Origin of the sequence: Tenacibaculum jejuense, assembly GCF_900198195.1 — a bacterium.
Lineage (GTDB): Bacteria > Bacteroidota > Bacteroidia > Flavobacteriales > Flavobacteriaceae > Polaribacter > Polaribacter jejuensis.
On the sequence record NZ_LT899436.1, the window covers coordinates 278,510 to 292,008 of the forward strand.

The following is a 13,499-nucleotide window of genomic DNA, read 5'->3' on the forward strand; positions in this document are numbered from 1 at the left end:
GCAGTTTTTAAATTTTAAAAAAAGAGAACTTAGATTCGTTAACTTTTCAATTATTAAAATTATGTCAAACAAAAATTCAAGTATTCAAATTTCACCTAAAGAAGCTATTGAAAAAGCTAAAGAAGCGGCTGAAAAAACACAAACTTATATTGATGAAGCTAAGGAGATTTTAGAAAAAGGAGGAACTCTAAGTAAACTCCAAGATTTTATCAAAAGACTAGATGGTATAGGAAGTGCATCATATGTTTTTGGAGCGTTAAGTGCAGGATTAGAGATTGCAACTTTTCTTTCTGGAGAGAAAAGTACTGAAGAAAAAATGATAGAAATGTTATCTAATATTTCTAAACAAATTGATGATTTAAGGTCTCGCATGGATTATCAATTCGATAGGCTTAAAACTTATATTAACTATAAGCTCTTTACAAATAGATTTTCTGAGGCTAAGTATGTTTTTGACGCCTTGAATAATAAAATGATGACTTACAAGAAATTAAAAGAAGATAAAGATGTTAAAGAAGAACAGATAAAAGATTTTGAAAATGATGACTTACTAACTATAAATCAGACGGTTATTTTTGATAAAGCCCAAGAACTTACTAACCTTATTAATGGAAGTACGTTGAGTGGAGATAATATATTAGTAGCATCTCAAGAACAAACTTTTGGAGATATCAGATTCATAATGGTTGTAGGAAATACAATTTTAAATTATGTAATATTGGCTATGCAGTTAGAGGGTACTTTGGTAGGGATTAGAGGTGACAGAGAAGGAAAAAGTCATGATCGAATTTTAAATGAAATCGACAATAAAAAAATAATGTATAATGGTTTAATACAAGAGATAAAAACTGGACTAAAAAATGCTTTAATTAATGTAAAGAAGGAAGAAGTAAGTGATAGATATATCGCAAGTTATTGTGAAAATGAAATTTTTCAAAAATTATCAGCAGATAATCTACAAGAATCAGCTGATATTTTAGGTAAGATATTATCTGAACAATGGTTTTGGTACGATTGGGTTGTGATTACTTATGATCCTGTATCAGGTTACGATAGACATGGAGTAGCAGGTTATTTTAAATTTTATCCTCGACAAATTGTTGGTGGTGGTGATAATAAAGGTAAAATTAATATTGTTTTAAGTAAAACAGAAAAAGAGTGTAGACCTACTCCAAGAGATTATAAGACAATTGAATATGCTTATGATAAAGTTAGACACAGAGAAAATAGAGGAGGTAATATTTATTATCATTTTAAAGAATATTTAAATAAATATTACGAAGACTTTAAAGATATAGGAATGATTTGGGTTTATAATGATGAATATGGACATGATAGAAAGTATGCTTATTTCCATTCAGGAAATTATTCAAGTAAAATGAGTCATCAATACCAAGGTGGAAAATTTCCTGGTAGTCCTGAAGTTGATTACCTTGACTATTATTGTAATTCTATTTTACATGTTTAAAAAAAACTGAGAACCATTGGTTCTCAGTTTTTTTTTAAAGTTTATTCTTACTTAATTGTAAAACGAATGTTGCATTAAATCCAAAATGGAAGTTACCGTCATGAAAGTTGAAATTATTTGTAGTTTGAGTAATAAATGCATCCTCAGCAAAAGTTCGAGCATTGGTCATATGAAATTGTAACATTAAATGACTTAATTCCCAATTTACACCTACCATAAAAGGATTATATGTTTTAATCGTTTTAATAGGATTGAATACAGCATAATATTCTGATACTATTGATACATGACCTCCTACTTTGTAACGTCCACCAAATCCAACTCCGTATTGTGCTCCAGGATTATTATTCATTGGTTCCTGACTTCGTAAAATTAAAAACGGACTTACTTGTAACGATAATTTTGGATTGAATTTTCTAGCAATTAAAATTTTCGAAGTAAAGCTATAATTATTAGAAGACGAATTGGCTCCATATAAACTTCTACTCATCATATTATCTGTCATAGATATAGTTTGCAAGGCAACCATACTAAAAGGATTTCCTTTCTTTGTTTGTCTTAAAAACTTATATTTTAAATATCCATCAGCAATTTCATCCCAAGTACTGTAACCAACACCGATGGCAAAATTATCAGAAATAGCATAATCTAAACCAAATCGCATATTAACTTCATCTGCAAGAAAAAACTGAGTTTCTCCATTAGGTCTGTTCCAATATCTGTTATACCAAGATATTTCTAAAGTCCCTTTTTTACGAGTTTCTACGGAATGGCCCAAACCTAGTCTTGTTGTTTTAAAAGTAGCCATTTCATATGTTGGGTTCTTAGGATATTCTTTATCTAATTTATCCAAAAGTCCCTGTGCATAACTAACAAAATTTACTAGTAATGCTAGAATAAAGGTGAATAATAGTTTAGTTATTCTCATAAGGTAAATATTGGAAATTAAATTTTACAAGTACAATTTTAGCAATGTTATTTGATAAAATTGGTGGTATTTTTATATTAAAATCATGAACAGGCAGGTTAAATTCACCAGTTAAGTTGTAACTATCTGATGTTTTTTGAATTGTTGTCTTTATTTCAATTTCTTTCGTAACTCCATGAATAGTAACCTTACCTTTAATTAATTGCGTTTGAGGTGCTGCATTTTCAAGACCTTCTAAAAGAGTTCCTTCAAAAGTTGCTTTTGGAAAAATATCAGACTCAATGTAGCTTTCATTAAAATGTTCGTGCATTAAATCTTTCTTGAAAACAAATGCTCGCATCAGCATAGTTGCTGCGATTTCTTTTTTATCAAAGTCAAGAATACTTAATACCTGATTGTTTTTAGCTTCAATATTTTCTACAGAAGCATAGGAAAAGAAGGTAACTTGACCTTGCCGAGCAATAAATTGCTGTCCTAAGATATCTCCTACCTTAAAAAAGGAAAGAATTACTAAAAGTCGTAGTTTATTCATGGTTATTTCGTGTGTCTAAAAAACAATTTAAAAGGATAACATCTTTTAAGTATCCTTTACAAATTCCTTTTATGTACAATTGTTGATTTACTTTTATAGTATTAATATTGGTTGTTTCTTTATCGTCTAAATCGCAAATAATACTAGAATTAGTAGTATTGTTTAAGATAATTGTGCGCCGGTTGTTTAAATGAGATATGTTTTTTACGCTGCCATAAATTGTAATAATTTTATTCGTGTATTTTTTATTTGATTGAGTTTCATTTTGTTCAAATTCTTTCAAAAGCTGATCGGCAGAAATAGTAAATTCCGATTCAGTTTTTTTAATACTTTTATCAAAAAATATAGCTTGATAGATAAAAATACCTAAGACGAGTAAAAAAACACTTTTTAAAAGGAAGCTATATCTTTTAGCCATAGAGCTATATTTAATTTCTATCAAAGAAAACTAATTATTTTAATTAATTTAGAATAATTTTGAATGAAAAGGAAAATACAACGATGAAAAGGAAAAAATGATTATTGATCATTTTTATATAAGACCAAATGAAAAAAGATAAATTATATCTATTTACTGTTTTATCAATAACAGTTGTGTTTTTAATTATTGCTTTTATTGCAGCCAAATATTTTATTAAGGCAAGTGCAAATCAATTAATAGAAGTACAAGTTGAAACCAGTAAAAGAGAGGCAAATGAAATTGCTAGCATTATAGATTTTCAATTGGCAAATAATCTAAATAAAGAAGCGGTTTTAGAAAATTTGCAAACCACTATTTTAGGAACAAATTCAAACGCTTGGTTTATTTCGGTTTTAGATTGGTCTGGAAAAAAAGTATGCTATCCAGATAAAACGAAGTTAGGAGAGATTGAAAAATCAAATTCTAATTTATTACAATCATTAAAAGAAAAGAACAATTCTGAAGATTTGTATGATATTCTTGTTTCAAACAGATCAGAAGAAAAAGGAAAAGAATATGTAGAGGTAATTCATACTGCTCCAGTAAAAAGCACCGATTTATTAATAGCTGCAAACGTGAACGTAAGTAGCATTGATAAACAATTACAACAATTGAAACGTAACTTTTATTTAATTTTCTTATTAATGGGAATATTAGTTATTGTTTTATCATCTGTGGCTGTTCGTATTATAGGAAGTAAATATGAGAAGCAATTAGAAGAAAAGTATACTTCTTTAGAGTCTGAAGTTATTAATTTGTCTAAATTGAATACCGATTTGGTAAATTATAAAGAGAAAAAAGAAAAAGATTTAGAAAGAGAAGCTAAAATTGCTGCCGAACTCGCTACTCAAATAGAAGAAAAAGAAGAGGTTGTTTTAGAACCAAGCGAAACTGAGGTAAACGAACCAAACAGAAAAAGAATCTTAACATATATGCGAAATGAATTAGTACCTGTACTAATAAACGAGATAGCATATGTGTATACGGAGAATACAATTACTTATGTTGTAAATTTCGACGGAAAGAAGTCTACATCTAACGCAAGTTTAGATGATATGTATACCAACTTTGACCCAACATTGTTTTTTAGAGCTAACAGACAATATATCATAAGTATATCTGCTATCGATAAAATTATAAAATACGGAAAAAGTCAATTAAAGATTGTTTTAAACTCTAATGCTAATGAAGAAATTATTATTAGTAAAAATAAAGCTGCTGAGTTTAAACAATGGTTGAATATGTAGTTTGTAAAACAATAGCTCCCACTTCCTTTTAAACCTTTTTTTTCCTCTTTAACGGATATATTTCATTTTTCACAAAGTCTAATAGCTTGTCTTTATTAGATTCTATAGTTATTTGTATGTGAATTGAAATCAAGTATGTACATTTTATTTAGAGTTATTTCAATAAAAAAAATATAAATATTTGAGATTTACGATTGTGAAAATACCTTTATAAGCTCAAGAACAACATTAAAATTGTTTAAATTAAACCAAGTTTTTTATATTCTATTATCTAGGATAGTGCCTACCCAGCACTGTCCTTTTTTTATAACTTAAATTTATCTTTGAATTGCTTTAGCTAAAACTTTTATAATCCTGAAATTACCGTAAATTTGCAGCTTAAATTACGTCGTTTTTTTAATGACAGGAATAAAATTAAAGAATGCAATACAATCACCAAGAAATCGAAAAAAAGTGGCAAGAGTTTTGGGCAAAAAACCAAACTTTTAAAGCGAGTAACACTTCCGATAAACCAAAATATTATGTGTTAGATATGTTTCCTTATCCATCTGGAGCAGGATTACATGTTGGACATCCATTGGGATATATCGCAAGTGATATTTATGCGCGTTACAAACGTCATAAAGGATTTAATGTATTGCACCCACAAGGTTACGATTCTTTCGGATTACCTGCAGAGCAGTATGCAATTCAAACAGGTCAGCATCCTGCAATAACTACAGAAACTAATATTAAAACATATCGCGGACAGTTAGATAAAATCGGATTTTCATTCGATTGGTCTCGAGAAGTTCGTACATCAAATCCAGAATATTATAAATGGACTCAGTGGATTTTTATCCAATTGTTTAATTCTTGGTATAATAAAGATTCAGATAAAGCAGAAGATGTAAGTACATTAATTGCAAAGTTTGAAGTTGAAGGAAATACAACTGTAAATGCAGTTTGTGATGAAGATATCATTACGTTCACTGCTGATGAGTGGAACGGTTTTTCTTCAACAAAACAACAAGAAATTTTATTACAATATCGTTTAACATTTTTATCTGATACAGAAGTAAACTGGTGTCCAGCTTTAGGAACAGTTTTAGCAAATGATGAAATTGTAAACGGAGTTTCAGAACGTGGAGGTCATCCTGTTGTTCGTAAAAAAATGACACAATGGTCGATGCGAATTTCTGCCTATGCACAACGTTTATTAGATGGATTAAGTGGAATTGATTGGCCTCAGCCGTTAAAAGATATTCAAACCAACTGGATTGGCCGTTCGCAAGGAGCAATGGTGTCTTTTAAAGTTGATGGGTACGATGCTAATATCGATGTGTTTACTACGCGTCCTGATACCATTTACGGAGTAAGTTTTATGACGTTAGCTCCAGAACATGAATTGGTAGCGAAAATTACAACTGATGCTCAACGTGAAGCAGTAGAAACTTATGTTGAAGCTACGGCAAAACGTTCAGAAAGAGATCGTATGGCTGACGTGAAAACAATTTCTGGAGTTTTTACAGGAGCATATGCAATTCATCCATTCTCTGGAAAACAAGTGCCAATTTGGATTGGTGATTATGTATTAGCAAGCTACGGAACTGGTGCTGTAATGGCAGTTCCTTGTGGTGACCAACGTGATTACGATTTTGCAAAACATTTCGATTTAGAGATTCCAAATATTTTTGAAGGTGTTGATATTTCTGAAGAAGCTTTTGCTGATAAAGAAAAGTCTGTTATTGCGAATTCTGATTTCTTAAATGGTTTACCATACAAGAAAGCGATGAAAACTGTAATCTATGAAATGGAACAACGTGGATTTGGTTACGGAAAAATAAACTATCGTTTACGTGATGCAGTATTCAGTCGTCAACGTTATTGGGGAGAACCATTCCCAGTATATTACAAAGACGGAATGCCTCAGATGATTGAGAAGCAACATTTGCCTGTTGTTCTACCAGAAGTTGAAAAGTATTTACCAACAGAAGATGGTAAACCACCATTAGGAAATGCTGATGTTTGGGCTTGGGACACAACTACAAATGCTGTTGTTTCAAATGATAAAATAGATAATGAAACTATATTTCCATTAGAACTAAATACAATGCCAGGTTGGGCAGGAAGTTCTTGGTATTTTAACCGTTATATGGATGCTACAAATGATGGTGAGTTTGTGAGCGCAGCAGCGGTTGAGTATTGGAAAGAAGTTGATTTATATATCGGTGGTTCTGAACATGCAACAGGACATTTATTATATGCACGTTTTTGGCAAAAGTTCTTATTCGATTTAGGTTTAGTTCCTGTGGATGAGTTTGCAAAGAAATTAATCAACCAAGGAATGATCTTAGGAACTTCTGCTTTTGTATACAGAAGGATTGCTTATAAAATGACTGAATCTAAAAGTGGTACAAAACAATATGATCCTTTAAAAACTAAACCGTTTTTTGTCTCTAAAAACCTTGATGTAAATATTGAACATTTTTTTGAAGATGAATCTTTTAAACAAAAGGTAATATCTGAGTATCCTGAATTTAAGAGTATTGAAGGTAAAATTTGGTTTGGAGATGTAGCAACACATGCTGATGTTTCTTTTGTTAATTCTTCAGATGAATTAGATATTGAAGCTTTTAAAAATTGGAGATCAGATTTTAAAGATGCTGAGTTTATTTTAGAAGAAGGGAAATATGTTGTAGGTAGAGAAGTTGAAAAAATGTCTAAATCCAAATTCAATGTAGTAAATCCAGATTTAATTTGTGAAGAATACGGAGCAGATAGTTTACGTTTATTCGAAATGTTCTTAGGACCTTTAGAGCAATTTAAACCTTGGAAAACCTCTGGTATTTCTGGAGTATATTCTTTCTTAAAGAAACTTTGGAAGTTATTCCACAACGGAGAAAACTTTGAAGTTTCAGAAGGTGAACCAACTAAAGACAGCTTAAAAACATTACATAAAACAATTAAGAAAGTAGAAGAAGATATTGAGAATTTCTCTTTCAATACTTCAGTTTCTACATTCATGATTGCGGTTAATGAGTTCACTGCTCAAAAATGTAATAACAAAGCAATTTTAGAAGAGTTATTAATCTTAGTTTCTCCTTATGCGCCACATATCGCAGAAGAATTATGGAGTAAATTAGGTCATGAAAACTCTATTGCTTTTGCAGCTTTCCCTCAGTTTGACGGAAAACACTTAATAGAGTCTGAAAAAGAATACCCAATTTCTTTTAATGGAAAAATGCGTTTCAAGCTTAATTTACCATTAGACATGTCGAAAGAAGATATTGAAAAAACAGTAATGGCTCACGAAAAAACGCAAGAACAATTACAAGGACGTACACCTAAAAAGGTGATTATTGTGCCTGGAAAGATTATCAATATCGTAGGATAATTTAATAAAAATAGGCATTTACAAAAGATTGATAAATGCCTATTTTTTTATAGTTTTTTGTGTTTTTATTTCTTTTAAATTGGTTTTTCATTAAAAATCCCCTATCTTATTAACTAATTTTATTAAGTTTTTGTTATTTGTTAACAGACTTAATGTAAAAGGTTTACAAGATGAAAAAAATAATCCCCTTAATGCTCGTTTTCTTGAGTGCCTTTCAAATCCACTCACAAAAGCTAACTCAAGACGTATCAAAAACTACCGTTGTTTTTAAAATTAAATATTTTGGATCTTATGTAGATGCCTTATTTACAAAAGTAGACATTGATGGTAATTTTGATCAAAAAGATTTAGAATCTAGTTTTTTAAATGCTACGATAGATGTAAATTCATTCGATACTAATAATTCGTATCGAGATAAAATTTTATCTGAAGATTACTTTGATGTAAAAAATCATCCAACAATTACCTTAAAATCAACAGAGATAGAGAAAGTCGCTGTTAACTTATATAATCTTAAGGCAGATTTAAATATCAAAGGAACTACAAAATCAGTAACTTTACCTTTAATCGTTTCTGAAAACGGAAATAAGATTAGTATCAAATCAGGTTTTACTATTGATAGATTAGACTACAAAGTAGGAAAAAGTAGTTTCTTATTATCTAGGAAAGTAATTACAAATGTGAATTTTTTAGCGGTTAAGTAAAATTGATCTAACATTCAATTAATTTTATATAATCTTAAAGTTTAGTTATTAAGATGTTTGTGAGTTTAAACAAACTGTAATTTTTCTTATCTTCAATCCAGTAAAACTCAAACGAACTTACATCAAGATGAAAAGACTAATTATGTTTGCTTTTCTATGTGTTACTACATGGAATCTTACGGCACAAAAATTTGTTCAGAATCAATCTGAAACAAAAATTACGTTTAAGATTAAGAATTTTGGCTCTTATGTAGATTGTCTATTTTCTGATGTAAACTTCGATGTAAACTTCAATAAAAATGATTTAACAAATAGTTATATCAACACTACAATAGCCGTGTCAACTGTAGATACGAACAACAAATCACGAGATAAAAGCTTAAAAAAAGAGAAGTATTTTAATGTAACAAAGTATCCTAACATTACTTTAAAATCTAGAAAGATTGAAATGATAGATGCTAACTCTTTTAGATTAACAGGAGATTTAACCATTAAAGGAATTACCAAAATTGTAACTATTCCCATAAAAGTATCAAATCAAGAGAATAAACTAAATATTAGTGCTGACTTTGAAATTAATAGACTAGACTATAAAGTTGGGAAAAGCAGCTTCATTTTATCTAAAAAAGTAATAGCTAAAGTAAACTATCTTGGTACAAAATAAGGTGGTTATCGTTGGTGGGGGCTTAGCAGGTTTGGTAAGTGCTATTCATCTTTCTAAAAAAGGAATATACGTAACAGTCATTGAAAAAAATATATATCCAAAGCATAAAGTTTGTGGAGAATATATATCAAACGAAGTTTTACCTTATTTACAATCCTTAGGTTTTAATCCGCTTCAGTTTCAAGCTAAAGAAATTACTGATTTTACGTTATCGACTTCGACTAATACGACTATAAAAACAAAATTACCATTAGGTGGCTTTGGAATCAGTAGATATACATTAGATTATGAATTAGCAAATTTAGCTAAACAAAATGGTGTTGAAATTGTTCATGATTATGTGAATCAAATTGATTTTCAGAATGAAATCTTCACGATAACTACAAAAAGTAACAAAACTTTCACAGCAGATATTGTTATTGGAGCATATGGAAAGCGTTCTAATATTGATATTAGTTTAAAACGTTCTTTTATTCAGCAAAAATCACCTTTTCTGGCAGTAAAAGCACATTACGAAGGAGAATTTCCTGAGGATAAAGTTTCATTATACAATTTTAAAGGAGGATATTGCGGAGTTTCTAAAGTAGAAAACGATCATATTAATGTTTGTTATATCACAAGTTACGATGCTTTTAAAAAGTATACAGATATTGATGAATTTCAAAATAAAGTCCTCTTACAAAATAAACAACTACAAAGAATTATAGGGAATTCTAAATTAATGTTCCCAAGTCCGTTAACCATAAGTCAGATTTCTTTTGCTGAAAAACAACCTGTAGAAAATCATATGCTGATGTGTGGCGATACTGCAGGAATGATTCATCCACTTTGCGGAAACGGAATGGCTATGGCAATTCATTCTGCGCAAATAGCTTCAGAAACTATCATACAATATTTCAATAAAGAGATTTCAACGAGAGAAGAGCTTGAAGAAATGTATACTCGAGAATGGAGAAAAGCTTTTAATAAGCGTTTACAAATGGGAAGAAAACTTGCTGCTTTGTTTAATATGGATTTCTTTTCGGAAATGATTACCTTGGGCTTACGACTATTTCCATGGATTTTACCCATCATTATTAAAAAAACACATGGGAAATACCTCAAACCAATACAATGATCAATACCAAATATAGAAGCAAAGAAGAAGAAATCATGGATGATTTCGATATGTCTGGTGAAACCTTAATCAAAACACTAGACATCATTGCTAAAATTAATCGTGTACTAGGAGGTAATATGTTAACCTTAAATGGCGTAAAAAAACTCTGTAAAGATCAACCAAAAGAGAAAGTGATTTCTATAATTGATTTGGGTTGTGGTAATGGAGATATGTTAAGAGCAATTGCCAAATTAGGAAGAAAACAAGGCCATAAATTTGATTTGATCGGAGTAGATGCAAATCAAACTACAATAGATTATGCGATTGAGTTGTCAAAAGAATATCCAGAGATTCGGTATTTGAAACAAGATATCCTGACTGATGAATTTAAAAAGCTGTCTTACGATATTTCACTATTTACACTTTTCCTGCATCATTTTTCAGATAAAGAAATAGCAAATTTATTACCAATAATTCAAGATCGAACCAAGTTAGGTTTAGTGATAAACGATTTACATCGACATAAATTAGCTTATTATTTATTCAAAATTATTACACTATTTATCAATAACAAAATGGTGAAGAACGATGGTTTGGTATCTATTTTAAGAGGATTTAAAAGAAAAGAACTAGAGAGTTTTGCTAAGAACTTATCTGGTAAAAGCACAATTACTTGGAAATGGGCATTCCGTTACCAATGGTTAATAAAGCATCATTAAATATTTATGAGCGTACGAATTACATCAGTTGCAAAGCAGCTTCCAAAATATACAAGAAACACAAAAGAAATTTTACCATATTTAAAAGTATGGTTGTCTGGTCAAGAAGAACGTTTTCAGCGAAAGGCAATTAAAATTTTCGAAAACGCAGGTGTAGATCGACGTTATTCAATTATGGATGCAGAAGATGTTTTTCTAAATACCTCTTTTGAAGAGAAAAACGAAATCTACACCAGAGAATGTACAAAGTTAGCAGAACAAGCTTTGTTAAAAGCTTTGGCGAAAGCAAATCTTGCCGCAAATGAAGTTGATTATATTATTACAGTAAGTTGTACAGGAATTATGATTCCGTCTTTAGATGCTTATCTAATCAATAGCTTAGAAATGAAACAAGATATTGTTCGTTTACCTGTGACAGAAATGGGTTGTGCAGCTGGAGTTTCAGGAATTATTTATGCGAAAAACTTTTTAAAAGCAAACCCGAATAAAAGAGCAGTAGTAGTTGCAGTAGAATCACCAACAGCTACGTTTCAGTTAGAAGATTATTCGATGGTAAATATTGTAAGCGCTGCTATTTTTGGAGATGGAGCCTCAGCAGTTATTTTATCGTCTTATGAAGATGAAGTTGGTCCGCAAATCTTAGATGAAGCGATGTATCATTTTTATGATGCAACGCACATGATGGGATTCAATTTGAAAAATACCGGATTACAAATGGTGTTAGATAAATCTGTTCCTGAGACCATTTCAAATCATTTTCCGAAGATTATTCATCCTTTTTTAGAAAAGAATAAGCTAAGTATATCAGATATAGATCATTTAGTTTTTCATCCAGGAGGAAAGAAAATCGTACAAACAGTAGAAGATCTTTTTGGAAAACTAGGAAAGAATATAGAAGATACGAAAGAAGTTTTAAAATTATATGGAAATATGTCTAGTGCTACTGTTTTATATGTTTTAGAACGTTTTATGGATAGAGATTTACCAAAAGGAGATAAAGGATTAATGTTGAGTTTTGGACCCGGATTTTCAGCGCAACGAATTTTATTAGAATGGTAAGAGAATTTACACATAAAAATGAGTGGGCTGTTATTTTAGGTGGTTCTAGCGGATTAGGTTTAGCAACAGCTAAAAAGCTAGCAAAACACGGTTTGAATATTTGTGTTTTGCACCGAGATCGAAAATCTGATATGTCACGCATTGAAAATGATTTTGAAATTATTCGTAATGAAAATGTTCAATTATTAGCTTTTAATGTAGACGCATTACATACTGAGAAAAGAGCACATGTTATTTCAGAATTAAAAGAGAATTTAGGATCAGCTGGAAAGATTCGAATATTTGTACACAGTATTGCCAAAGGAAATTTAAAACCGATGGTAGCTGAAGATGAATCGACACAATTAAAAAACGATGATTTTAGTCTAACTATTAATGCCATGGCAATTAGTTTATACGATTGGGTAAAGGCGTTATTTACTGCGAAGTTATTTGCTGATGACACTAGAATTATAAGTTTTACAAGTGAAGGAAATCAGAAGGTTTGGCAAAATTATGCAGCTGTTTCTGCGGCTAAAGTAACTTTAGAAGCGATTACTCGAAACATTGCTTTAGAGTTTGCTCCTTATGGAATTAAAGCGAATTGTATTCAAGCAGGTGTTACCGATACAAATTCATTTCAACGAATTCCAGGAAGTGAAACCATAAAAAATCACGTATTAAAAACGAATCCTTTTAAACGGTTAACCACACCAGAAGATGTTGCAAATGTGGTATATTTATTAAGTAAAGATGAAGCCAAATGGATTAATGGAAGTATTATTCCTGTGGACGGCGGAGAACATATAGTGTAGCATGACAAGTGAACAAATCATAACAGTATTACCTTATGAAAAACCTTTTTTATTTGTTGATGAAATCATCAATATTTCTGAAGAAGGAGTTACAGGTCAGTATACATTTCAAAAAGAAGAATTTTATTATCAAGGACATTTTAAAGATAATCCAGTAACACCGGGAGTCATATTAACGGAAGTAATGGCGCAAATTGGTGTAGTTTGTCTCGGTGTTTATCTTTTAGGAAAAGAAAGCGTGTTAGAAGAAAAACTAGCAATAGCGTTAACATCTCATGCTATTGATTTTTTTCTTCCTGTATTTCCTGAAGAGAAAGTAACAGTTATTTCTGAAAAACAATATTTCAGATTCAATAAATTGAAATGTCATGTAAAAATGCTGAATGCTAAAGGCGAATTAGTGTGTAGAGGTGAAATCGCTGGAATGTTAACGAATAAAAAATAATCAG

General features: G+C 30.4%; 13 protein-coding genes. 10 read left to right on the forward strand and 3 right to left on the reverse strand.

The window, feature by feature from the left end; genetic code table 11:
• Positions 1–61: 61 nt before the first annotated feature.
• Positions 62–1,468, forward strand: a complete 1,407-nt coding sequence (locus AQ1685_RS01300; RefSeq protein WP_095068933.1) for a hypothetical protein — start codon at positions 62–64, stop codon at positions 1,466–1,468.
• Between the two features lie 34 nt (positions 1,469–1,502).
• Here the strand turns inward: AQ1685_RS01300 and AQ1685_RS01305 are convergent, their stop codons facing one another.
• From AQ1685_RS01305 to AQ1685_RS01315, 3 genes are read right to left on the reverse strand one after another with little or no spacing between them, the layout of a single operon-like run.
• A complete protein-coding gene (locus tag AQ1685_RS01305; protein ID WP_095068934.1) occupies positions 1,503–2,396 on the reverse strand; it encodes a DUF5777 family beta-barrel protein in 894 nt (297 codons plus the stop codon).
• Positions 2,383–2,928, reverse strand: coding sequence for a YceI family protein (locus AQ1685_RS01310; protein WP_095068935.1), 546 nt, complete (start codon positions 2,926–2,928; stop codon positions 2,383–2,385). Before AQ1685_RS01310 ends, AQ1685_RS01305 begins: the two co-directional genes overlap by 14 nt.
• Complete coding sequence (locus tag AQ1685_RS01315; protein WP_095068936.1) at positions 2,921–3,346, reverse strand: OB-fold protein; 426 nt, start codon at positions 3,344–3,346, stop codon at positions 2,921–2,923. Before AQ1685_RS01315 ends, AQ1685_RS01310 begins: the two co-directional genes overlap by 8 nt.
• Positions 3,347–3,474: 128 nt before the next feature.
• Between AQ1685_RS01315 and AQ1685_RS01320 the strand changes: the two genes are divergently transcribed.
• The 9 genes from AQ1685_RS01320 (at position 3,475) to AQ1685_RS01360 (ending at position 13,495) form a co-directional block, all read left to right on the forward strand.
• Positions 3,475–4,635: a LytR/AlgR family response regulator transcription factor gene (locus tag AQ1685_RS01320; protein ID WP_095068937.1), complete on the forward strand. Its 1,161-nt coding sequence runs from the start codon at positions 3,475–3,477 to the stop codon at positions 4,633–4,635.
• Positions 4,636–5,056: 421 nt separating this feature from the next.
• A complete protein-coding gene (locus tag AQ1685_RS01325; protein WP_095068938.1) occupies positions 5,057–8,011 on the forward strand; it encodes a leucine--tRNA ligase in 2,955 nt (984 codons plus the stop codon).
• A gap of 170 nt (positions 8,012–8,181) precedes the next feature.
• Positions 8,182–8,715 (forward strand): YceI family protein, encoded by a 534-nt coding sequence (locus AQ1685_RS01330; protein ID WP_095068939.1) that lies wholly within the window; start codon positions 8,182–8,184, stop codon positions 8,713–8,715.
• A gap of 127 nt (positions 8,716–8,842) precedes the next feature.
• The gene (locus tag AQ1685_RS01335) at positions 8,843–9,379 is read left to right on the forward strand and encodes a YceI family protein (RefSeq protein ID WP_095068940.1); all 537 of its coding nucleotides are present in this window, start codon (positions 8,843–8,845) and stop codon (positions 9,377–9,379) included.
• Entirely contained in the window at positions 9,366–10,496 is a 1,131-nt protein-coding gene (locus AQ1685_RS01340) for an NAD(P)/FAD-dependent oxidoreductase (protein WP_095068941.1), read from the forward strand. The genes AQ1685_RS01335 and AQ1685_RS01340 overlap by 14 nt, the downstream gene beginning before the upstream one ends.
• Positions 10,493–11,197, forward strand: coding sequence for a methyltransferase domain-containing protein (locus tag AQ1685_RS01345; RefSeq protein WP_095068942.1), 705 nt, complete (start codon positions 10,493–10,495; stop codon positions 11,195–11,197). The genes AQ1685_RS01340 and AQ1685_RS01345 overlap by 4 nt, the downstream gene beginning before the upstream one ends.
• A gap of 6 nt (positions 11,198–11,203) precedes the next feature.
• On the forward strand, positions 11,204–12,256 hold the full coding sequence (locus tag AQ1685_RS01350; RefSeq protein ID WP_095068943.1) for a type III polyketide synthase: 1,053 nt from the start codon (positions 11,204–11,206) through the stop codon (positions 12,254–12,256).
• On the forward strand, positions 12,250–13,050 hold the full coding sequence (locus tag AQ1685_RS01355) for an enoyl-ACP reductase FabI (RefSeq protein ID WP_095068944.1): 801 nt from the start codon (positions 12,250–12,252) through the stop codon (positions 13,048–13,050). The genes AQ1685_RS01350 and AQ1685_RS01355 overlap by 7 nt, the downstream gene beginning before the upstream one ends.
• Before the next feature lies 1 nt (position 13,051).
• The gene (locus AQ1685_RS01360) at positions 13,052–13,495 is read left to right on the forward strand and encodes a 3-hydroxyacyl-ACP dehydratase FabZ family protein (RefSeq protein ID WP_095068945.1); all 444 of its coding nucleotides are present in this window, start codon (positions 13,052–13,054) and stop codon (positions 13,493–13,495) included.
• Positions 13,496–13,499 lie beyond the last annotated feature (4 nt).